Below are 23,427 nucleotides of genomic sequence, written 5' to 3'. Positions count from 1 at the left end.
TCCGCCTATCAATGAATACATGGAAAGAAAATCTTGAGGAAACCAAACAGCACTACATTGACTGGTGGAATCACAAAGGAATTGTTCTCAACATGTGGGAGCATTTTCAGGAAGGTGTGAAGCCTCACGCCGATATTCCTGCACCGGCAGCTCCTATAGACCTCAATCAGAAATGGTTTGACCCGAAGTGGCGTGCCGAATATCTCGACTGGTATGTGGCACACAGTTCGCTGAAGGCCGACATCCTCCCTGTGGCCAACACTCAGCTTGGCCCGGGTTCGCTCGCGGCGATACTCGGCGGAGTGTTCGAGGGTGGACCTGATACAATCTGGATTCATCCCGACCCAAATTATACCGACGAGCTGAAGTTTGACGAAAACCATCCCAACTGGCTTCTCCACAAGGAGCTTCTCAAAGCTTGCAAGGCTAAGGCTCAGGGCCACTATTATGTCGGTATGCCTGACCTTATGGAAGGACTCGATGTGCTTGCCGCCATCAAGGGCACTGACAAGGTGCTTCTCGACACTGTGATGCAGCCCGATGTGCTTGAGCGCCAGATGCAGCAGATCAACGACATATATTTCCGTGTCTACGACGAACTCTACGACATAATCCGCGAAGGCGACGAAATGGCTTTCTGCTACTTCTCGTCGTGGGCCCCGGGTAGGATGTCGAAACTCCAGAGCGACATATCGACCATGATAAGTGTCGATGACTACCGCCGCTTCGTGCAGCCGTTCATCCGCCAGCAGTGTCAGCGGATTGACTACACTCTCTATCATCTCGACGGTGTGGGTGCGCTCCATCATCTCCCGGCGCTTCTTGAGGTCGAGGAACTCAACGCAATCCAGTGGACTCCCGGTGTCGGTGAGCCTCAGGGCGGCTCACCGAAATGGTATGACCTCTATCGCCGTATCCTTGACGGCGGTAAGAGCATTATGGCCTGCTGGGTGACTCTCGACGAGCTGAAACCGCTTCTTGACAACATCGGAGGCAACGGCGTGCACCTCGAAATGGATTTCCACAATGAGGCCGAAGTCGAGCAGGCGATGAAGATAGTTGAGGAATACCGTTACCGCCCGGCTGCAAGACGCGATGATACGGATGTGATGAAGCTTACGTCAGATGGTCAGTTTGATGCTGACGCTGAGGTTGAGCGTATCATTGATAAAGTTGAAAGTGAGGCTCTTGAAGCTGACGGAACTTCAGCACTCGCGATAGATGAGGAATCTCCTCTGGTCAAGGCGATGGAAAGACGTGTGCTCGTGCTTGACGGTGCGATGGGGACGATGATACAGTCCTACGGCCTTACAGAGAATGATTTCAGAGGTGAGAGGTTCAGTGACCACGGATGTGCCTTGCGAGGCAACAATGACCTGCTGTCGATAACAAGACCTGACGTAATCCGTGAGATTCACCGCAGGTATCTCGACGCCGGAGCTGATATAATAAGCACCGACACGTTCAATGCCCAGCGTATTTCGATGGCCGATTTCAGGCTCGATGGAATATGCCGTGAAATAAATCTCTCAGCCGCCCGCATCGCGCGTGAGCTGGCTGATGAATATACACGCAAGACTCCGTGGAAGCCACGTTTCGTTGCCGGCTCAATCGGTCCGACAAGCAAGACCTGCTCGCTGAATTCTGAAAGCGTGCAGCCCGGATGGGCCACTTTCAGCTACGACATACTTCTTGAAGCATACGAGGAGCAGGCTTCGGCTCTTATCGAAGGTGGGGTTGACGTTCTTCTCATAGAGACCATTTTTGATGTCAAGAATGCCGATGCGGCTATAAAGGCAGCTGTCAGAGCCATGCGCAAGGCCGGTAAGACATTGCCGCTGATGTTAAGTTTCACTGTCAAGACTCCCGACGGATACAATATGCTTGGTCAGTCGGTCAGCGGGTTCATAGCCGGACTTAAGGATGTCCCCGTCCTCTCGGTCGGTCTGAACTGCGTGAGGGATATCCGTGAGATGATCCCATTGCTTGTGCGTCTCGGCAGCGAATGCGACTACAGGATAAGCGCCTATCCGAATGCCGGACTGCCTGATGACAACGGTAACTACGGATTGTCGCCCGAGATGCTTCAGTCTGCCATGTGGCCTTTGCTCGACGGACATGTGGTCAACATAATAGGAGGTTGCTGCGGAACTACCGACAAGCATATTGCCGCACTCGTGCGCATCACAGAACCGGTCAAGGGGCTGTGGCTTTCACCTCACTGCCCGGGTCTGAAATCGGATGTGGTAGAGGTAAAAATTGACGAAAAACCGCGTTACCGTGAGCCGGTGATTGCGCATGGTGTGAACTGCGACTGCTGTCCACCGGCCAATGTGAGTCCGGAACAGGAGGCTGTCAGCAACGATGGTGTGTTTGAAGCCATACTCGCAGGCAAGGCTGACGATGCTGCCGCGGCCACCAAAGTCATGATTGACAACGGTGTCGCTCCTCAGGATATAATCAACGGTCAGATGATACGTGCGATGGCTGAGGTCGGACAGCGTTTTCAGGACGGCAAAGCTTTCGTGCCACAGCTTCTCATGGCTGGACGCGCCATGAAGTCTGCCCTTGAGCTGCTGAAGCCGATGCTTGCAGGCGGTGCGGCCGCAACGCTTGGAAAGGTGGTCATCGGAACTGTCAAAGGCGACCTGCATGATATCGGCAAGAATCTTGTAGCCTCTATGCTTGAGGGCTGCGGCTTCGAGGTCATCAATATCGGCATCGATGTCCCTGCCGAGACATTTGTCGATGAAGTCCGTAAGAGCGCAGCTGATATATTGTGTATGAGCGCACTTCTCACCACGACAATGACTTATATGAAAGATGTCATCGTAGCTCTTGAAGAAGCCGGTCTGCGTGACAAAGTGAAGGTGATGGTGGGCGGAGCCCCGGTAAGCCAGAGCTTTGCCGACGAGATCGGAGCTGACGGCTACAGTGACAATGCAAATACAGCGGTTGCACTCGCGCGTCGACTTGTCGGCGCGTGAGTGTGACTCACTCTTTATTGTTGACTTGTCTAATTCACGTAACAGCTTTATTTACCTAAATCTAATAAAATTAAAATGAACGATTTATCAATGCGGCCTATGGACTGGGTGGTCCTCATCGCCTATTTTGTGGTGTTGTTGGCCATTGGCCTCTGGGCCAGTTCGAAAACCAAGAAAGGCGCACACAAGTTTCTTGCCGGAAATTCTCTGAAATGGCATCATATCGGATTCTCCATGTGGGGGACGAATGTCGGACCGTCGATGCTAATCGCATCGGCGAGCGCCGGATTCGCAGCCGGCATCGTGTCAGGCAACTATGCGTGGTATGCCTTCGTGTTTATAGCACTTCTTGCCTTTGTGTTTGCTCCGCGCTATCTTGGCGAGAAGATAACCACTCTTCCCGAATTCATGGGGAAACGTTTCGGCGAATCGACCCGCAACATGCTTGCGTGGTACACGATAGTCACAGTGTTGATTTCGTGGCTCGCACTGACTCTTTTTGCCGGTGGCATCATCATCCGTCAGGTATTCGGGATTCCGATGTGGTTCTCGGCCTTCATTCTGCTTGCGATTTCGGCCTTCTTTACGATTATCGGAGGTCTGAGGGCTATAGCCTATACGAATGTCTATCAGATGGTCCTGCTGATTTTTGTCTCTGCGACGCTGACGGTGGTCGGCATCTGGCATCTCGGCGGCGAGTCGGTTGTTGGCGGTATCAACACCCTTGCCGATTCAAGCGTAGTCCCGTCACACTACTGGAATCTCTTCCAGCCCAACGATCATAAGGAATTCCCTTGGCTGCCAATCCTGCTCGGCTATCCGATTTCAGGTCTGTGGTTCTGGTGTACTGACCAGTCAATGGTGCAGCCTGTGCTTGCGGCGCGAGATCTCAATGAAGGTCAGAAGGGAGCTAATTTCACCGGCTGGCTGAAGATTCTCGACGTTGCCATCTATATCATACCCGGCGTTGTCTGCTTCGCATTGTGGAAAAAAGGCTTTTTCGGCGATGCCGTTATCGAGCCTGACCATGCTTATATGACGCTTGTGTCAAACCTGTTCCCTGTCGGAATGGTAGGTCTTGTGATAGCCGTGCTGACAGCCGCTCTCATAAGCACAATCGGTTCGGCGCTGAATGCCCTCAGCACTGTGTTCACGATGGATATATATGTCAAGAATATCAACACCGGCGCTTCGCAGGCTGAGATTGTGCGTACAGGGCATATAGTGACTGTCGTCGGAGCTCTCGTCTCGATTCTTATCACCATAGCCGTTGACAATATCAAAGGCATGGACCTTTTCAATGTGTTCCAGTCAGTGTTGAGTTTCATCGCTCCTCCGATGGCGGCTGTTTTTGTAATGGGTGTGTTCTGGAAACGCTGTACGACACTTGCAGCAAACATTGTCCTGACGTTCGGTACGATTTTCAGCATCGGTTGCGGTGTCCTCTATCTGTGGGTCATCCCTAACGCCACCGAACATGTCCACTTCATGATGCTTTCGTTCATCATATTCGTAGTTCTGATTATAACGATGATTGCTGTCAGCATGATGGACAAGGCCTCTGTCGAGCGTGCGCCGATGACTGTCATAAAAGGCAGGATGTCGCTCAGCGTACAGATGGCATGGCTTGCCCTCGCAATCGTTATGATAGGGCTTTATATGTTCTTCAACGGCCATTAAAACCACAACCTATGATACAATAAGTCTGTCGGTCGCGACAATATTTGACTTATGTTTGTATCGCCCATCGGAATTTATTATTTTTGCATGTCTATAAAACCAATCCAAATGAATACAACCTTTAAATCTCCACTTAGCGGAATCATTCCTCCCCTTGTGACTCCACTTCTCGGTAACGACACTCTTGATGTCGCAAGTCTTGAAAATCTTATCGAACATCTCATTGCAGGTGGTGTCCACGGTCTCTTCATCCTCGGTACTACAGGTGAGGAACAGAGTCTGAGCTACCGTCTCCGCAAAGAGATGATCAAAGAAACCTGCCGCATAAATGCCGGACGTCTTCCGGTGTTGGTGTGTGTGACCGACACTTCTATCGTCGAAAGCGTCAATCTCGCAAAGGTTGCTGCCGACTGTGGCGCGTCGGCTGTCGTGAGCGCTGCGCCCTACTATTTCGCCACAGGCCAGCCTGAGCTTGCAGAATTCTATGAGGATATGCTCCCGCAGCTTCCGCTCCCTCTTTTCCTCTACAATATGCCCAGCCATGTGAAGGTCAACTTCTCACCGGCAACAATCCATCGTATCGCTGAAAACGAAAAGGTGGTCGGCTTCAAGGATAGCTCTGCAAATATCCCGTATTTCCAGTCGGTGATGTACACAATGAAGGACCGTCCCGACTTCGCGCTTCTCATGGGCCCGGAGGAAGTGACCGGCGAATGTGTGCTTCTCGGCGCTAACGGCGGTATCAACGGCGGTGCGAACATGTTCCCCGAACTCTATGTGGCCATGTATAACGCAGCCAAGGCCGGTGACGTGAAAGAAGTGTGGCGACTCCAGCAGATTATCATGCAAATCAGCACATCAATCTACAGTGTCGGCAAGCACGGCTCAAGCTACCTGAAGGGTCTCAAGTGTGCCTGCTCGCTCCTCGGTGTCATCAAGGATGATTTTGTGGCAGCTCCGTTCCACAAGTTCAATGAGCCCGAACGTCGCAAGATTCAGGAAGCGCTCGACCGTCTCCCGATTGAAAACGGCAAGATAATCCTTTGATTTCAATTCTATTATTGGAAAAATAGCTATATAATTACTCATTCCCCTCTCTCTCTTAAAAATATTACTCTAAAGTTACTATTCCCCTATCTCTCATATCATGAATATAATAGACCTTGTCGTATTCCTTGTTTTTACAGTCGGAACTATATTATTCGGTTATCTTTTCGGACGTAAAAAACAGAGTAGCGATGAGTTTACCCGTGGTGGAGGCAAAGTGCCCGGATGGGTTGTCGGCCTCTCGATATTTGCTTCGTTCTGTAGCTCGATTTCATTTTTAGGATACTGTTCGTCAGCGTTTACAGGAAATTGGAATGCCTTTGTGTTCACAATCTCAATTTTGCCTGCCGGCCTGCTGGCCATGCGTTACTTTGTGCCGTTTTATCGCTCTCTCGGAAGTATCAGCGCATATAGTTTCTTTGAAAAACGCTTTGGCCGCTGGGCACGTCTATATGCGTCAGTGTTTTATCTTTTCACACAGGTGTGCCGTTCGGGGGCGATATTGTTTCTGCTTGCCGTCCCGATGAATGTGCTTATGGGATGGAGCATCCCGCTTGTGGTGACTGTGACAGGTATCGGTATCATACTTTATAGTCAGAAGGGTGGTCTGAAGTCAGTGATATGGACTGAAGCCCTTCAGGGCGCTATTCTCATTGCCGGGGCTATCATCTGTCTTGTCATGCTTTTCAGAGGTATGCCCGAAGGACCGGGACAGGCTTTGGAAATCTGCATGGAGAACAATAAGTTTTCTCTCGGCAGCTTTGGCGACAGCCTTGTCGAGAGCACCTTCTGGGTGTGTCTGATCTACGGTATGTTCACCAATCTGAATAACTTCGCCATTGACCAGAGCTACACACAGCGCTATTGTGCCGCTCCCTCGCTTAGCGAGGCAAGGAAGAGCGCATTCTGGGGTTCGTTGCTCACATTGCCCGTCAATCTCATCCTGTTTCTCATCGGTTCGTGTCTGTTTGCCTTCTATCAGGTTCACCCCGGTGCGCTTCCGGAAGGTATCAAGAGTGACTATGTGTTCCCATATTTTATAATCAACGAACTTCCGGTTGGACTTATCGGTCTGCTGATTGCTTCGATTTTCTGTGCCGGAATGAGTACGGTGGCAACAAGTGTCACATCGTCCGGAACAATTGTCCTGACAGATTTCTACTCACACATGTTCCCCAATGCGAGCGACGAGCGTAAGGTCATCGTGCTCCGTCTTGCAAGTGTGGCTGTCGGTGTTCTCGGCATCGGAGTTGCGCTCTGCTTCCTTCTTGTCGACAATGCGCTTGACGCATGGTGGGCACTGAGCAGCGTATGTTCAGGCGGTGTCCTCGGCATGTTCCTTCTGGCATATCTCTGCCCGAAGGCCAAAAAGCAGCATGTAGTGCCCGGTGTGATTGTTGGTGTGGCATCCTTGATTCTTATCGCCTTGCAGACCAAGCTGACCGATTGGATGGGACTTCCGCAGTTTGTACACATTAATCTAAGCATTGTCATCAGCACTTTGCTCATATTTTTCATCGGTTTTATCCTCGTGCAGTTCATGAACAAGGAGAAAGACTCCGCCGCTACTGTCGCACAGGCTGATTAATTTCATCAAAAACGATATATGTACAGCATCCCTGACGGTAATCCGTCAGGGATGCTGTACATATATCGTTTAGATTCGTCGTGAATATCATGGCCGGTTGGAGAGCTTCAGAGCCTCAATGAAAACAAACAAAGGCTAAATATTGTTATCAAATAAACAAATTTATGTTTTTCCTGATACTGCATGGACGATCTTATAATAATTATCGCACTCATTCTTCTAAACGGCATATTCTCAATGTCGGAAGTTGCCTTGATTTCAGCGCGTAAATCAAAACTCACATCGGATGCCCGCAACGGTAACCGCAATGCGGCCACAGCCTTGCAACTTGCTGGCGAACCCGACCGCTTTCTGTCGACAGTCCAGATAGGCATAACCCTGATAGGAATCCTGACCGGTATGTTTTCAGGAGCGACCATCGCGACTCAGGTTGCCGACTGGCTTGCCGGGGCGGGAGTCGCACCGAGGCTTGCGCTGACGCTGTCGAAAATAGTGATAGTTTCAGTAGTGACCTATCTGTCGATTGTCGTGGGTGAGCTTGTCCCCAAACGCATTGGACTCGGACGTGCCGATACGATAGCGAAAATCGTGGCCGGACCGATGAAAATGCTCTCAATTATCACTTATCCCGTCGTGTGGCTGCTTTCGGTTTCTACTGCCGGGATAGTAAAACTTCTTCGTCTGGGCGAGAATTCGTCGAAAGTGACCGAGGAGGAAATCAAGTCGCTTATTCAGGAAGGCACGGAGTCGGGCGAGGTTCGCGAGGTCGAGCAGGACATCATGGAACGTGCGCTCGTGCTCGGCGATTGCAGGATTGAAGCCATAATGACAAGCCGTAAGGATGTGGCATGCCTGACGGTCGGAATGGATGAAGAAAAAATCCGCAAGGTGCTTGCCGACGAGCTTCATTCGACCTATCCGGTGTTTGACGACGACAGGGAGGAAATCTGTGGAGTGGTTTCGCTCAAACAGCTGATTCTCACGCTCGGACAGCCTGATTTCAATATAGCTCGGCAGTTATCGTCGGGACTTTCGATTCCTGAGAGTATGACAGTCTACGATGCGCTCGATACCTTCAAGAGCACACGCGAGCATCTTGCACTCGTCTATGACGAATATGGCTGTTTTCAGGGCGTTGTCACACTTGGCGACATTCTCGACGGCCTTGTGGGTTGCACTCCTGAGGGGATGGACGGTCCGGTCATCATCAAGCGGCAGGACAAGGATGAATGGCTGGTCGACGGACAATGTTCAGTTTATGATTTTCTTTCATTTTTTGACCGCGAAGATCTCTATCAGCCTGCGTCATATACCACTCTTGCGGGGCTTATTATCGAAAATCTCAAACGCGTACCCTCTGAGGGCGACATATTCGACTGGAACTGTTTCCGCTTCGAGGTTGCCGATATGGATAGGGCACGCATAGACAAAATCGCAGTCTCTTTCCTTACTAAAGAGGATGATGCTTAAGCTTCGAGCCGGCCTTATCATGATTAGGCCGTAGAATAATAAATGTATGTAAATAGCCTGAGGCATGTCGGAAAATCTATCCGGACATGCCTCAGGCTATTATTAGAAAAAATCTACATTAATGTTACACCATAATCCGAGAGTGTTTTAGATAGCGAATATAGATTGAAATTATCGTTGAGGATTTTACCGTCTCGGTCAATCAGTATGTAGCGCGGTATTCCGTTGAATTTGAACAAATCGCGCAAGCGGTTATAGTCTGACTGTGGAATACGGTGGCATGTCTCGTCTGCGAGATTTTTCTCTACGTATTTTCTGTAGGCATCCTCAGGTGACTCATCATCGCCTGTTATGAATATCATTTTGAAGTCGGGATGCTGCCGGTTACGTTCGCGTAGGGAGGCACTACGCTCTATGTTTGCTCGGCAAGGGCCACATCCGGTGCTCCAGAAATCGACAAGCAGTATTTTGCCGGAATGAGGAGCGATGAGGTTGCGCATCACTTCTCCGCGTTTGTCATCAGGCAGATAATATTGCTGTGAATTATAGGCTTCGGTATAGAAATTATTGAGTTCGGACTTTAAAAACGGTTCTGTGAACACCCCTCTGGCTACAGTTTCCTCAAGGACTTTTGTCACTTTGTCCTTTGTGTGATTTGTCGGATTGAGGCTACCGTAGCTGCAAAATGTGGCAGCCTGTGTCAACTGCCAGAGCAATGGTGTGGTTTCGGTTGAGGCAAACACCTTCATGGCCTGTGCTTGTCGGTCGGCGTTCAGTATCTTGTCATTTATTTCATAATCCTGACTATTGCCTTTCTGCAATGACTGTTGGATGTATTCGCTGTATTTTTCTTGCATCCCGCAGCGCTCTGCTATTCTGTTTGCGAGCGACAGGCGGTCATAGATTTCATCCATCTCTTTAAGATTGACCTGAAGCGTAGTGCCGATGTTTTTTTCAATCCATGTTTCTGTTTCTTCCTCTTCTTTTGTAAGTTTCGCACCTAAATTTTTTAGGAAACCGATGCCTGTGTCGGGAATGTAGACCGAATATAATGATTCAGCTCCTATCAGCCTTGGAAGTTCGCAGAAAGCCAGTCGGTTATAGAGGTTTCCTGTTGATTCCCCTGCGATAAACCATTTGTCGTTTTCAGTTAAGATTTCTTTGATGGTGTTGAAATAGTCGAGTCCGATAGGTTCTTTCAGCGATGGTGCGGTAGAATCAGTACGGGCATGATCCCTATAATACATTGCATAGTCGAGTAGATCGTAGGCAGACTTTCCTTTCTCATTTGCACTTAGCAGTTTTATGGTGACAGGATTAAGAGCTGACGATTTTATATATGCCTCGATATTGGCTCGATAGGTGGCATCGCGCTCATTCAGCCGTTTTATGAATTCTGAGGGAACAATGTCGTGCGACAACTTAAAAATGTTCAGATATTCAGGTTCAGGGCATCCTACAAGTTCACGGTTGATGTCGCCGAGTTCGCCTCCGAAATGTAGGGCTCTGTTTACGTTTTTGCCCATACGTTTGTCAAGATTGTCTTGCAACAGTAGCTCCCAGTCTATAGCCAGCTCAAGTGTGCGGCCCGGTTCGGCATATAATTGTAGCCATGATTCGCCGAGTTTCGAGATTGAAAAATAGCCGGGAGAGACGATTGGGAGAGATATTGAAAACTCACCGTCAGGCCCGATTTCAATCTGTTTGGGAGTGCTCTCGCCGGAGATCGAGTTAGTATAGTAGACCAATGCATTGTCAAAACCCAGCTGTCGGTTGTAGCCGTTGATGACACCGGTAATAGTGGCATCAGCTTTCTTGAAAAATTCTGACGGTTCGCCCGGATATGTGACATGGTGTTCGGCCTCCCATCTGTCAAAATCAATGCTCTCTGTCTTGGCGGCTTTCTTGCCGTCGAGTCGCAGGCCGAATATTTTCCATGAGCCGTCGTCGAAGTTCACTTCATCAGTCCCTTCAGGCATAGGTGGGAAATTTATGGTGAAGTCAGCCTCTCCGGTGTCAGGCATACGGAATTTCTTGCTGAGTGTGAGTCCGGTAGCGCTGACTGGAGTATAGCGGACGCCTGACTTCGTGTCAATTATGACGGCAGTGCTGTCGACTCTTATCCAGTTGTGGGGACGGAATGTGGCGTGAAAACTGATTTTGGTTGCATCTTCGGTGCGTTCGACACAGGTCGGTCTGATTACGGCCGTAGTGCGGAATGAATAATCAGGATTGACGTGTCTCTCTGCAGCTATCGGAAGTGAAGCCGCTACAGCCAGTAAGGAGAGTATGAAATTTTTCATGTAATAAAGAAGGTGTGATAATTGATTGATGAATTTAGGTTAATGAGCCGGAGTGCAAAGATAGACAATATAAATCAGAATCCGAATACCTTTTTAGTACTCGGATTCTGACATATAGCATCAAGTATGATTGGATTGGTTGATTTTCGTTATGATTTTTTGTTTTCTTACAGCACTCCAAGTTTGCCTTTAGCTCCGTAGCTGTTGACGGCACGGACTTTAAGAGCCGTGGCGATTTCGGGACGGATGAATGAAGTGGCCGTGGTCGTCGCTATGATTTCATCACCGTCGTAGACGATGTAACCGGCAGCCCCGTCGACTGGTTGCCATGAGAACTTGCCGTCAGCGTATGCCAGATTCTTCGGCGCAGGGAGTTTGACCATGATTTCGCGCGGATTCCATCCGTCGCGCGACGAAATCATGTTTTCGTAGTTATATTTTTCCGCTTCCTCTCTCGTGATTGTGGCCGGACATGAGCCACCGCCCTCGCGTTTGCGATATTTATAGTAAGTTTTTCGTTTGCTGAGGTCTATGGGATTGCCGTTGGCATCACGGCTGCCGTATTCGGCAAAGAGTGCCGGGACGGTGGCCATGTCTGACCAGCCTTCCTCGGCGATTGGGATGCGCATGGTGGTGTTGATGTAGACCGTGCGTGGACTTCCTTTCCACGGTCGTCCAAGTTTTTGCTTGCCGTCGGCCGCTTCGGCGTTGCCGTCGACGGTGCAGTTGATGAATGCGTAGCCATATTTAGGATTATCGTGGCTCGGAGCGACGATTACCGAACCGCTGCGCACGTTGTAGAACGTGCAGTTTTCAGCCAGAACATCGCCACCGCCATAGAAGTAGTCGACAGCACCCTCGATGTAGCAATCCTTGATGTAGTGTCGGCCTGAATCGCTCTTCACAGTGCGCCATGTGTCCTGAAAGGAGCGGAAACTACAGTCGTTGAAAGCTCCGCAGTCGGCGTTGCTATATATTGCAAGAGCCTGCGGACCGTTTGACGATTCCGTGCCCCAGTCGTTGATATAGGATATGCCCTCGGTGTAGAAATGTGGTGCGTTGACGAGCACCACTTCACCATCGAAACCATGTACAGGAGAGGCTGGATTATGGACCGAATGATTCCAGTAGGCGGTCTTGCCGGGTTTCTCCGTTCCGTTTGGCGCGCCGCCTACGTTGAGGTTCAGGCGGATGGCGGTGTTGTCCTTATCCTGACCGATGAGGTGGATGAATGGTTTTGATTCAGGGACAACGACATGTTCGCGGTAGTCACCTTTCTTGACGAGTATCAGCCACGGGGCTGTTCGTCCTTCAGGCGCTGCGGAAATGGCCTCATTGATAGTTTTGTAATCGCCACTGCCGTCAGCGGCCACAATGGCATTATAAGGTGATTCTTGTGCCATCATGATGCTGCATACGGCCAAAAAAGCATGTGAAATGATAATTTTTTTCATGGTTAAGTTTTTAAATAAAAATGGGGACATCGCATGCGATGTCCCTGTATTACAGTTAGTTTAGTTTTTAGCGGTGAGGCTTTCGAGCTGCTGGCGCAGTTTGGGGTCAGACGGACGTTTGGCATAGCTCTCGACTATACGGCCTTCGCGGTCGATCAGCATGATGCGCGGAACACCGTGGATATTGAGGGTCTTGAGCAGCGGAGAGTTGAATCCGTCGGGCAGATTGACGCTCAGCACTCCGGGGGCATGAGGCTTTTCGCGCATCATCTTTTCCCATTCGGCATACAGCTCGTCGCCGGTATCTACCGAAAGCGAGATGAATTTCACTCCTTTGCCGTCAAATGCCTTGGCGACTTCGTCGAAGTAGGGCATTTCCGCGCGGCAAGGCGCACAGCCTGTAAACCAGAAGTCGATTATCACATAGTCGCCTCTGAAATCAGCGAAATTGAACTCCTTGCCGTCGACATCCTTGAACATGAAATCGGGCATCGGTGTTCCGGCTGCGACATTGGCGGCGGTACGAGTCTTTTCGGCAAACTCTTTTTCGAGCTCTTTGAGCCGGGCACTTGCAGAGTCGTCGGTGATGAACTGTCTGATTTCAGGCAGCTGGCGGCTGAAATCGTTCAGATAGTTGCGTTTGAGTGTCAAGGCGAGCAGATTGACGAGGAAATGTGACCTCACTTTTTCATTGTCGATGGCCTTGGCATAGATGGTCATGTATGTGTCGTTTGACACCGGCAGCAGTCCGCGGCTTTCTTTGGTCTCGATTGCCTTGTTGACAACGTCAAACCATTTAGGGATGGTCAATATCCTCTCGTCTTTGAATCCGAGTGTGTCGAGGAAGTTATAGAAATCCTCGCTTACCTCAACCTTCTTGCCGTTAGGACGGAACACTTTTGCGAGTGCCACTCCGCCGAGCCTTTGGTTGAGGAAGGTGTAACGGTTATAGAGTTTGTGGGTTGCCGCAAATTCAGGGTTCATCCCGGCTGCATCAATCAGAGAGTCGAGGCGGACTATTTCATTCTCATTATATTTGACCCACTCCGATGAGTATGGTTTGATTGATTTTGGTGTACGGCACACGTAGGGATTGGCTGCAATGAAATTGTTTTCCTTTTCGTTGCTTCCCTTGATTGTGACACCGTCGTTACCGACAGATATTTCGGTTGATGAGCCGGGGGTGACGAATACGGGATAGAATTCACCGTTGCCACCCATCAGACGGTAGTAGGCCGGAGATTCATTGATGGTGATGAGCGTGTCGTTGGCCATTACCTCTGAATAATTCAGTGATGATTCAGGCTGGAAATAAATCTTTTGGCCGCTGCGGTTACTGATGGAGACTGTGGCCGGAGTCGCGGCACAGGCGGCTGAAGCTGAAATTATAGTGGCTATCGAAATAGTGGCCACATGTGAGGCTATTTTCATTTGCTGTTCTGTTTAAGGTCGCTCGTCTGCATGGCTTTGAGAGGGAAGGGGAAAGTGAGCAGACTTGAATTGGGTGATAATGTGTAGGTCTGGCCTTCAAACTCCTTTGTCAGAGTCTCGTTGAATTCCGCACAGAATCGGCGAAGATCGAAAAATCCGTTGCATGTCAGGAAAAGTTCGCGTTTACGCTCCTCACGGACGAATTTCAGTGCCTCTGCGGCATCAGTGGTGGTCAGACGGGTGTAGCGGCTGCTGATGTTGCGGCGAGAGCGGAGCATGTCGAGATAGTTCATCGCCTGTGCGATATCGGCAGGCGAACCCTTGCGGGCGTAGCATTCGGCAAGCATCAGGTAGACTTCCGAGAGGCGCATGCCCGACGGATTCCAGCGGATGCCCATCGAGGCGAACTCGCGGTCGCCTTCGGGTGCGGTTTCGTGCGAGCGGCGGTAGCGCAGGCAGTAGAGCATGCGGAGATCGGCCTGTTGGTCGAAAAGATTGATGACATCGGCCGTGAGATACATCGGGAAAGGATCGTTGTAGGTCGTACCGAACTGATAGAGGAGGTTTTCTGATGCATCATAATCTTTTTGCACGCCATTTTTCCAGATGCTTTCGATTGCATCGTTCAAGCCCATGAATTCGGGACGGTCGATGGCTCTGTCTGTGCCATAGGCCATCAGGAGCTGAGGGGCATAGCGGTTATATTCGTCGTTCATGTCCCACAGTTCATGCTTTCCGGCCGGTGCTTCGGCGAGAGCGTCGAGGCAGGCAGCGATACACTCGTCGATTTCGCGCTTGAACAGATGGACTTTGGCCTTGAACGCGTAGCCGAAGGTCTTGTCGGGACGGAAAGAGTTGAGGGCTATGTGTGGCAGATCGGCGATTGCATCGTCGATGTCCTGCTGAATGAAGCGGTAAGTGTAGCCTACAGACTGCTGGACACCTTTTTCCTCGATGCTTTCAAACATTTTTTCGCGGACAATGATGCCGTTTGTCTGGTCGGCAGTGGCGGGATCAAACGGTGCTGCGAATGTGTTGACAAGGAAGAAATAGTTATAGGCTCTCATGATTTTGGCCTGTGCCAATGCAAGCGCCTTGTCTGAGTCAGGGCCTTTGGCCGTGTGGATGTTGCTTACGATCACATTGTAGTTCGTGATGCGGTTGTAGCAGCTGTTGTAGAGAGAGCTGTTGATTGTGACGGCGGCGCGGTCATAGTTCTCGTCCCATAGGAAACAAGCCGAGCGCAGCGGTGTGGTATAGTTCTTGAGTTCTTCCACCTTATACCATGAAGCCTCGTTGCAGACATTGAGACTGTTGGCATGGTCATAGTTCGGCGACACTTCTTCGAGAAGCCCGAGATAGTCGTCGGTTGATTCGAGTTGTGTACGCCCCTTTGGTTCGACATCAAGATAGCTGTCGCATGACGAGAATAAGGCTGCTGTACACGCAAGAACCGTTGATATATGAAGTCTGATATTCATCGTGTAATGATTATGAGATTTGGATGGAGAGTTGTTAGAAGTTGAAATTTAGACCGAAGATGTAAGTCGGAGTCTGTGCTGCGGTTCTGAGTCCTGTGTTGGCGTCGAATGCCTCCGGGTCAATGTCGTGCTTGTTGGCCGCCCAGTGGCAAAGGTTGTCAATCTGGAATCGCAGCTGCGCGCCTTTGAACGCATGTGTCTTTTTCAGCAGTCGGGTCGGGAAGGTGTAGGCCACACCGATGTTGCGCAGTTTTATGAAAGATGCGCTGGCGGTGTTGACATCTGCATAGCGCCAATGCTCGTTGCGCTCACCGCTGTCGCCGTGAATGCCCATCACAGGGATGTCGGTGTCGGTGTTTTCAGGAGTCCAGCGGTCTACGATGTCTTCGCTGACAGCTCCGTTGAGCAGTTTGTTGGTCGAGTCGTAGAGGGTGGGGACATCGACGCGCAGAGAGTGGCCGGCATAGTAGACCACCTTGGCGAATGCCGAAAGGTCGCGCCAGCGGAAGTCGAGATTGAGTGCGCCGTTCCATTTCGGTGTCAGCTGTCCGACGCACACCACTGCATCGATGTTGCGGACAGGGTTAATCGACACGATTTCGCCTTTCTCGTTGTAGACCGAAGGATTGCCGTCGGCTGTCAGACCTGCATACTTATATGCGTAAAGCGAATTGTAGGTGTCGCCTTTCAGATAGTTTGAAGTCGGAGTGAGCATCATGTCGAGTGCGTCGGTCGGCTTATAGTCGACTTTTTCAATTGTATTCTTGTTGTAAGCGGCCGAGAATGATGTTGTGAACGAGAAGTCGCGGTTCTTTATCCAGTCATAGCTGAGATGGAGTTCGAAACCGGTGTTGCGCATTGCACCGTTGTTTGCGCGGGCCATGCCGTCGAATCCGAGCGATGGGTCGATGCTCTTGTTGACGAGAAGGTCGGAGCTGTATTTGCTGTAGAAGTCAAAGCTTCCCGACAGGCGGTTGATGAGCATGAAGTCGATACCGGCATTGAATGTCGAGGTCTTTTCCCAGCGCAGAGAGCTGTTGGGAGGAGTGAGGATGATGGTAATCGGGCTGTTGGTGTAGGGCGATGTGGCAAACGATGCGAGAAGATAGGGCGACGATGTCTGGTCGACCATACCTGTGATACCGTAAGTGGCACGAATTTTAAGCATGTTGAGCCATGTCATGTCGCGCATGAACTGTTCTTTGTCGACATTCCAGCTGCCGCCTACCGACCATAGCGGACGGTAGCGGTATTTCGGGTCGCTTCCGAAAAGGTCGGCCTGCTCGACACGCACGCTTGCGTTGAGAGAGTAGCGCGAGTCATAGACGTAGCCTGCGTTGAAGTAGGCTGACACATAGCGGTGTTTCACGTCGGCGATGTAGAGATTTTCGGCTTTCGTGCGCGATGCGGCGTAGAGCTGTCCGACGACACCGGTTTTTGAGAGTGTCATCCAGTCCACCTGTCCGTATGTGAGTCGCTGGGCGTCGAAACCGTAGCGTTCGCCGATATGCACATCGTTCTTGTCCTCGCGTGCCTCAGCTCCGAGAAGGGCTGTCACGTCGTGCTTGTCGCCGAATGTGTTGCGGTAGTTGAACTGTCCGCGCACATTGTAATTGTCATAGTTGGTGTCGCGGTAGAGCATATGGCCTCCCTGCGGGATGTTGTAGTCGAAGCCTCCGCGTGAGTTTGTCGATGCGAATTCGTTAATCATCGAGCGCATCATGTAGGAATCTGCCTCGTCATATTCCGATGCGTTTATCTTACGCTTCTCATACTGTGCCTTGAGTTCGAAGTCAAGTCCGCGACAAAGGGTGAAATTGGCCTGAAGGAAATATTTCATGTAGAGGTCATCTGCCTTATACTTGTTGTAGGCTGATTCCTCGATGGCGTTGTAGCCCATGAAGTTGAGACCTTCGGTCGAGTTGACCTCCTCTGCAAGAGCCTGATTGTAGAGATAGCGGTATGAGAGGTTGCCTTCGTTGTCATAGAGAGTGTCGTAGGGCATTGCCGCAGTCTCACCGAGTCCCGAAGCCTGTGTGTAGGAGGTCTTCTTGAGCATCACGTTCGCTCCGAGGGTCAGTTTCATCCAAGGTGCGACCTTGAGGTCGTTGCGGGTGTAGAACGACAGGCGGTCGTCGCTGTCATACTTCGTGTAGAGTCCCATTTTCTGGTAGCGGACGGCTGCATAGAAGTCATATTTTTCGCTTCCGGCGTTGAGGGTCACGTTGTAGTCCTGCGTGAGACTGTTTTTTTGAAGATGTTTGCGATACTCCTTGCGGTAGTCGTTTTTGCGCAGTGCATCGAGTGACGCGTTAAGCTCTGTCTCGCTGATTTCGTTGCGCGAAAGGCGGTAGTAGAGCATGTCGACCTGCGACATATATGCCGCATTCGTCTTGTTGGTTTTCGTGGAGAAGTAGGCCGACGGACTCTTGATATAATCTGGGTCGGTAAGCAGCATCTCGCGTTCGAGGTCGATGACCGACGATGTCGAGGCGTAGTGCTGGTAGTCGAGCGATGGGAGGGGATTCAGATAATAGCCAAGTGAAAAGTTGGCCTCGAGTTTGCGGTCAGCTCCGCGCTTGGTGGTGATGACGATGACGCCGTTTGAGGCGTAGACACCGTAGAGCGATGTTGCAGCCGCGTCTTTCAGCACCGTCACGCTTTCAATCGTGTTGGGATTTATGTCGTCGATTGTCATGCCGGTCGCAGGCTGACCGTCGACAACGAGCAGCGGGGTGCTTGAGATTGAGAACGACGAGTTGCCTCGGATGCTCACCTGATTGTTATAGATGGTCAGACCCGGAGTCACGCCTTCGAGTTTCGAACTGAGGTCGGGTGCTTGGATTTTGCCCAGTTTCTCAGCTCCGACTACTACGGCCGAGCCGGTGTTGCGTTCGCGCGAGATTGTCTGGAAGCCTGACACGATTACTTCTTCGAGCATGTCGGCGTTGGTTTCGAGCACAATGTCGAGTTTTGAGCCGGATGTGGCCTGCACCTCTTTGGTTTTCATGCCTACATAGCTGACCACAAGCGTCACTTTGCCCTGACGGTGGACGTTGATTTCGAAATTGCCGTCAATGTCTGTGCTGGTTCCGTTTTTTGTACCTTTCACAAAGATAGTCGCACCGGGGAGCGGTTCGTTTATCTCATCGGTGACTGTTCCCCTTATGGTTGTGGCGTTTGGCTGCGGAGCAGTGACGCTTGCGGGGATTTCGGAGGCTTTCATCGGGGTTGTCGGCATGACTAAAAACCCGAATGTTGCAAGCACAAGCGATTTGCAGATAATGTTGGTATGATTATACATTTATGAAAAATTACTTAGCTTCGAAATGAAAAAATTACTTGGCTTCTGATTTTTTTTAACGTGTGCGGATGTTTATTTTTCTGACTTCACGGCTTCCGTCGGCTTTGACGATGGTCAGTATGCAGATTCCGCCTGCCATGTCGTCGGTTGCGATTGATGTTTTTGTGCTGTCAATCTCCTTCGAGAGAAGCAGACGGCCTGAAGTGTCGTGGATTAGCACGCGTGAGAGCGGTGACGGTGAGATTATTGATATAGTGCCTGCAGTCACGGTCACTTCTGTGTGGCCGGCGGTGATTTCGTCGAGTGCCGAGAGCGGGGCGGTCACGAGCAGTGGGACAGAGGCGATGAGGATGTCGCGTCCGGGTGCTACGTAGAGGTTTAATATGTAGTTGCCTTTTTGGAGGTCAAGGTTTTCGCCTCTTAGGAGTGCTGTTGTCGAGCCGTTTGCCCCGACTGTTACATTTGCGCTGAAAAGTCCTTGACACACCTTTCCTGCGGCTGATATGATTTCTCCTTGGAGCATTCCTTCCCATTGAGCTGGGCCCATGTTGGTGACGGTAAGACGGAGAGGAGTATCGGCGTTGTCGGTCATGAGATAGCTTCCGTCGGCCGGTGTGACGATAATCTGTCCGATGGTCACACTGACCGGGGCTGCGAGCAGTGTTATGTCGTCGGCGGTCGGTATATGTGTGTAGCTGTAGAAAGGCACTGCCTCATATGTTCCGGCAGTGATTCCGGCTAACGTTGACTTTATGTCTACGTCGATGGTTTCGCCTGCGGGGCAGAGAACGGGTGTGGTATAGAATGCCTTGTAGCTGCCCGGAGCATCTGCAAGAGCCACACCGGCATATCCTTCCAGACGTATGTCGCCGCTGTTGGCGATTTCAAATGACCATGTGGCCGGAGAGCCTGAGAGAAGATGATTCCATTTGAGGTCTGAGGCGAGTGTTACATTTACAGTCGGCATGCTCGGACGAAGGGTGACGTTACGGCCACTGACTGTCATGTAGCATTCAGATGGCCATGTCTCAGTCGAGCAGGAAATTCGATGCCAGCTGTCGCTTTCGCTTCGGCGGTAGTAGAAACCTATGCGGTGAGTGCCGTCGGACACCGATATGTCGGAAAGCGGAAAACGCACGGTCGCATAAGTGCTGTTTTTAATATCGGTAATGGCGGTGGTGGCTATCGGTGTGATGTTTCCGTCTGTTATGATTGCTGCGCAAACTTCACCGGTGAAATCGTTGAGTCCCTTATTCAGCGAGTAGAAAAAAAGCATTGACTCATCAAGTGATGTCTGTAGTTCAGGTGTTTCGCTTGCAAGATGAAATGCTGTCGCGTCGCGGAAATATAGTTTGTCAATATTGAGCAGGTGGTCTGTCTGCGGGATTAGACCTGAAGTTCCATGCGGTGCGATATTGCAGATGATTGTCTGGCCGAGAGAATAGCCGTTTGACGAACCTCCGGTTGATTGTTCGGAAGGGTTGAGAGCCGACAGCGAGTAATAGCCATCGCTAAGGCCGCTCCATCCCCAGTTGAAATGGAAATATCCGTTTCCGTCATAGCCGTCGCAAACGAAACAGTGACCCATCGCAGGATTTTTACCGCCATAAATCACGGGGCGTCCTGCTTCAAGTTCGGAGAGGATAATGGATGTCCATTCACTGTCAGAGACTAATGACCGCTCGTAGAAGTGCATGTTGCTGTCATATCCGAAATAGTCGATGAGTGCTTTGGCTGCATCGACATAGTAGGCGATGCTTGTGTCGGAACTGTATTGCATTTTTGTCCCATGTCCTACTGCATACAGGAGTGATGCCACTGCTTCCGCGCTGCTGCCTGTCGAGCTGACTGTGTATGTGTCCGACATACTGTTCCACTCAAAAGGTGCGATTGTCGAGAAATCGAGTGTGCGTGTTACATTTTGACTTTTATCTTCATATGTAACAGTGCCTGTTGCCTGTGACGGGTAACGATGGTAGTACATTACTTGTGCAGTCGCTGTAGCCACGCATCCGGTGACACACTGCTGGCCGGTCGTGACATCGACAGGACACAGCATGTTGTATGGCAATTTCTGATCCCATCGGCTTTTCAGAAGAGGTGCGATCTGAGTGGTCTGCTTGCGGTGTGTTTCAGGATTGATGGATTTGTAGTTGCAGGACATGTCTTCCGACGGAAGCGATGAAATCTCATAGGCATATTGTTCCACCCAAGCTCTGCATGCTTCAGGCATGGTTGCGGTTTCGATAGAGCCTGTGTCGCTATAGGCAAGGATTTTCCTTGCACGGTCATCGCCGGCTATGATTACAAAACCATCGCCTTCTCCGATGTTGAAAATATGGACGGCAGAGGTTTGCGCCGCGGTCGCACTGCGGCTTATCGCTGAAAGATTTACCGGACTGAGAGTGGCTGACAAACCGCGTTCTGACAGGAATTCGGTGGCGTATTGATATGCTGCGTCATGATTAACTGTGGCTGCTGTCGCACAGACACCGGTTAACCACGAAATAAAAGCAGCAGTCACTATATGTCGTTTCATGGAATTTAACTGAAAAATTACAATGCTTTGATAAACTTGTGTGGACGGCTGAAAATGAGTTTATGGTAGGAGGTTTGGATTAATTGATACCAATTTGCGATTTTGATAGACAGGGGGATATTTGGATAATGCCCCCCTGCGGATAAGGTTGATAAGATTGTCGATGAATCAGGGGTACTTATTTCACAGAAATCTTGGCTGACTCTGAGTTGCCTTTACCATAGACAACCACTACATATACTCCTGATGCCACATCAAGGTTCATTTCAAGATTTTCTGAACCTTCGGCAGCGACAGCCGATGCGACCTTGCGTGCCATCGTGTCGTAGACGGCTACTTCAGCGCCTGATGCGAGAAGCACGCTCTCTACTCTGAGACGGCCGTTTGAGGCATTGACTTTGAGACCGTTGTTGTCGGCTGCGATTTCATCGATACCTGACACGTCGCCTTTGACTACCATGAGGTAGGGGAGATTGTCAGGTCCTTCACCGATTACACCGAATGCGTCGGACTGCACGAGAACTTTCTCGCCGGCGACGAGATCGTTGACTACGATTGTTGCATCTTCGTTGCCGACAGTTGCATCCTTGATGTCGTTCCAGTCACATTCGTAGGCATATTGGTTTTCCGGATCGGTCAATTTTATTTTGCCAATGCTGAGGATTGTACCCTTTGCGCCATGGTTGATGAAAGTGTAAGTGCCGTCTTCGGGTACAGTGAAGTAGCGGTCGACTGTATAATAGGCGTCAGGATAAGTGTTTTTTGCATCAATGGTCAGGCTCTGGCCTCTGAGGAGATTGTTACCGCAGTTGAGGGTAAGCATTGCGTTGTAGCCGATCTGGAATGTTGCAGCAGCATCGGCTGAAGCTGTGAATCCGACCACATTCTTTCCGGCTTTCACATATGGGCCCATCAGACCGCTGCCGGTGTTTGTGGCTCCGTGGCAATCAATATGGATGGCTTCGATTTTTTCAACAGCCAGAACGGGAGCCATCATGTAGTTGGTGGTTATCTGCGTTGCGTATGGAACAGTGAGTTCAAACCACTGTGTTTCGCCGGCAGCGATGGTTCTTGTCTGTCCGAACTCTTCGGAAGATACACTTATCGGATAGTATTTCTCTTTGCCTTCAAATCGTGAGGCCGGCAGTGGGTTAGCGGGGCTCATTCCAAAGAATCCGGCTACCTTAGGTGTGATTTTAACGAGATATTCCTGACCGGGCATGAGGACGTAGGCATCAGAACCTTCGTTCATCTGGAATGCCTGCTGTCCGCCTTCGCAGAGATAGACGAAAATCTGCTGGCCTGCAGGGACAGGATTTGTATAGTCGGAAGGTGCGTCACCCCAAAGAGCCGGGGTGGCCTGAGGACTGGTGATTTTGAACCATGCTTCAGAGGGTGCGTCTTCAAGATTCGGAACGAACCAACCTCCGGCGGCGGGGAAAGGCTTTGCCGTTTCAGGCGTAGTGCCGTATACCTGACCGAAAGCGGGGGCTACGCATACGCATGCAGCGATAGCGGGGAGTAAAATTTTTTTCATGCGATGAGTGTTGAAGTGAATGATTGGAAATTTGTTTGAAAAACTGTTGCAAATATATTGATTATATGCCGAATATACAATAATATCCAATATAATTTGCCGAAATTATAGCAATTTGCTTATTATTTAAGTGAATTTAATTAAAAATCAAAATCACTTTGTTTTTTTCACGTTCAACACTATTTATTTTACCTGTGATGAAGAGGCGGGTCTGTGGCGGATTTGCGTTGGTGCGCACAAGAATGCTGCGCTTGAAATCTGTTTCGTGGATGGTTGACGGATTCAGTCTACCTGTTATCATTGAGCTGTCTCCGGGCGCAATCGGATGGCGTGGATATTCGATTTTGACACAGCTGCACGAGGCATGGACATAGGTCAGCACAAGCGGCGCATTGCCTGTGTTGACAAAACGGAACTCAAATTTTTTATCGCCTTCTGACTTGTCGACAAGGCCGAAGTTGATATTGTTTTTTTCGAATGATATGACAGGATTGAAGTCATCGACGTTCTGAGGCCCGTCGGCATGTAAGGATACAATAAGCCCCAGAAAATACGTGAAGATTACAATGGCTCTTTTCATGTCGTTGCTTCGTGTGGTTGGACTCG

13 protein-coding genes are annotated in these 23,427 nt (G+C 50.3%); 5 read left to right on the top strand and 8 right to left on the bottom strand.

Going from position 1 to position 23,427, the window contains the following annotated elements; all coding sequences use genetic code 11:
• Positions 1 to 11: 11 nt before the first annotated feature.
• The 5 genes from QZ311_RS04005 (at position 12) to QZ311_RS03985 (ending at position 8,772) form a co-directional block, all read left to right on the top strand.
• A complete protein-coding gene (locus QZ311_RS04005) occupies positions 12 to 2,987 on the top strand; it encodes a homocysteine S-methyltransferase family protein (RefSeq protein WP_297064260.1) in 2,976 nt (991 codons plus the stop codon).
• 75 nt (positions 2,988 to 3,062) lie between these two features.
• Positions 3,063 to 4,667, top strand: coding sequence for a sodium/solute symporter (locus tag QZ311_RS04000; RefSeq protein WP_297064258.1), 1,605 nt, complete (start codon positions 3,063 to 3,065; stop codon positions 4,665 to 4,667).
• Positions 4,668 to 4,775: 108 nt separating this feature from the next.
• The gene (locus QZ311_RS03995) at positions 4,776 to 5,714 is read left to right on the top strand and encodes a dihydrodipicolinate synthase family protein (RefSeq protein WP_297064255.1); all 939 of its coding nucleotides are present in this window, start codon (positions 4,776 to 4,778) and stop codon (positions 5,712 to 5,714) included.
• Positions 5,715 to 5,814: 100 nt separating this feature from the next.
• Positions 5,815 to 7,302: a sodium:solute symporter gene (locus tag QZ311_RS03990; protein WP_297064251.1), complete on the top strand. Its 1,488-nt coding sequence runs from the start codon at positions 5,815 to 5,817 to the stop codon at positions 7,300 to 7,302.
• 183 nt (positions 7,303 to 7,485) lie between these two features.
• On the top strand, positions 7,486 to 8,772 hold the full coding sequence (locus QZ311_RS03985; protein ID WP_297064249.1) for a hemolysin family protein: 1,287 nt from the start codon (positions 7,486 to 7,488) through the stop codon (positions 8,770 to 8,772).
• 113 nt (positions 8,773 to 8,885) lie between these two features.
• Here the strand turns inward: QZ311_RS03985 and QZ311_RS03980 are convergent, their stop codons facing one another.
• The 8 genes from QZ311_RS03980 to QZ311_RS03945 all read right to left on the bottom strand — a co-directional run bounded on the left by QZ311_RS03980 (position 8,886) and on the right by QZ311_RS03945 (position 23,401).
• Complete coding sequence (locus QZ311_RS03980) at positions 8,886 to 11,075, bottom strand: TlpA disulfide reductase family protein (RefSeq protein WP_297064246.1); 2,190 nt, start codon at positions 11,073 to 11,075, stop codon at positions 8,886 to 8,888.
• Between the two features lie 167 nt (positions 11,076 to 11,242).
• A complete protein-coding gene (locus tag QZ311_RS03975) occupies positions 11,243 to 12,529 on the bottom strand; it encodes a pectinesterase family protein (protein ID WP_297064243.1) in 1,287 nt (428 codons plus the stop codon).
• 60 nt (positions 12,530 to 12,589) lie between these two features.
• Positions 12,590 to 13,960: a TlpA disulfide reductase family protein gene (locus QZ311_RS03970; RefSeq protein WP_297064241.1), complete on the bottom strand. Its 1,371-nt coding sequence runs from the start codon at positions 13,958 to 13,960 to the stop codon at positions 12,590 to 12,592.
• Positions 13,957 to 15,441 (bottom strand): RagB/SusD family nutrient uptake outer membrane protein, encoded by a 1,485-nt coding sequence (locus QZ311_RS03965; RefSeq protein WP_297064238.1) that lies wholly within the window; start codon positions 15,439 to 15,441, stop codon positions 13,957 to 13,959. The genes QZ311_RS03970 and QZ311_RS03965 overlap by 4 nt, the downstream gene beginning before the upstream one ends.
• Positions 15,442 to 15,475: 34 nt before the next feature.
• Positions 15,476 to 18,745, bottom strand: a complete 3,270-nt coding sequence (locus QZ311_RS03960) for a SusC/RagA family TonB-linked outer membrane protein (RefSeq protein WP_297064236.1) — start codon at positions 18,743 to 18,745, stop codon at positions 15,476 to 15,478.
• 55 nt (positions 18,746 to 18,800) lie between these two features.
• Complete coding sequence (locus tag QZ311_RS03955) at positions 18,801 to 21,284, bottom strand: C10 family peptidase (RefSeq protein ID WP_297064233.1); 2,484 nt, start codon at positions 21,282 to 21,284, stop codon at positions 18,801 to 18,803.
• Positions 21,285 to 21,462: 178 nt separating this feature from the next.
• Complete coding sequence (locus QZ311_RS03950; RefSeq protein ID WP_297064230.1) at positions 21,463 to 22,821, bottom strand: hypothetical protein; 1,359 nt, start codon at positions 22,819 to 22,821, stop codon at positions 21,463 to 21,465.
• Between the two features lie 136 nt (positions 22,822 to 22,957).
• Positions 22,958 to 23,401, bottom strand: coding sequence for a DUF1573 domain-containing protein (locus tag QZ311_RS03945; RefSeq protein WP_297064227.1), 444 nt, complete (start codon positions 23,399 to 23,401; stop codon positions 22,958 to 22,960).
• Between the last annotated feature and the right edge of the window lie 26 nt (positions 23,402 to 23,427).

This window comes from uncultured Duncaniella sp., assembly GCF_910578445.1.
Classification (GTDB): domain Bacteria; phylum Bacteroidota; class Bacteroidia; order Bacteroidales; family Muribaculaceae; genus Duncaniella.
This window is presented reverse-complemented; position numbering and strand designations above follow the sequence as displayed.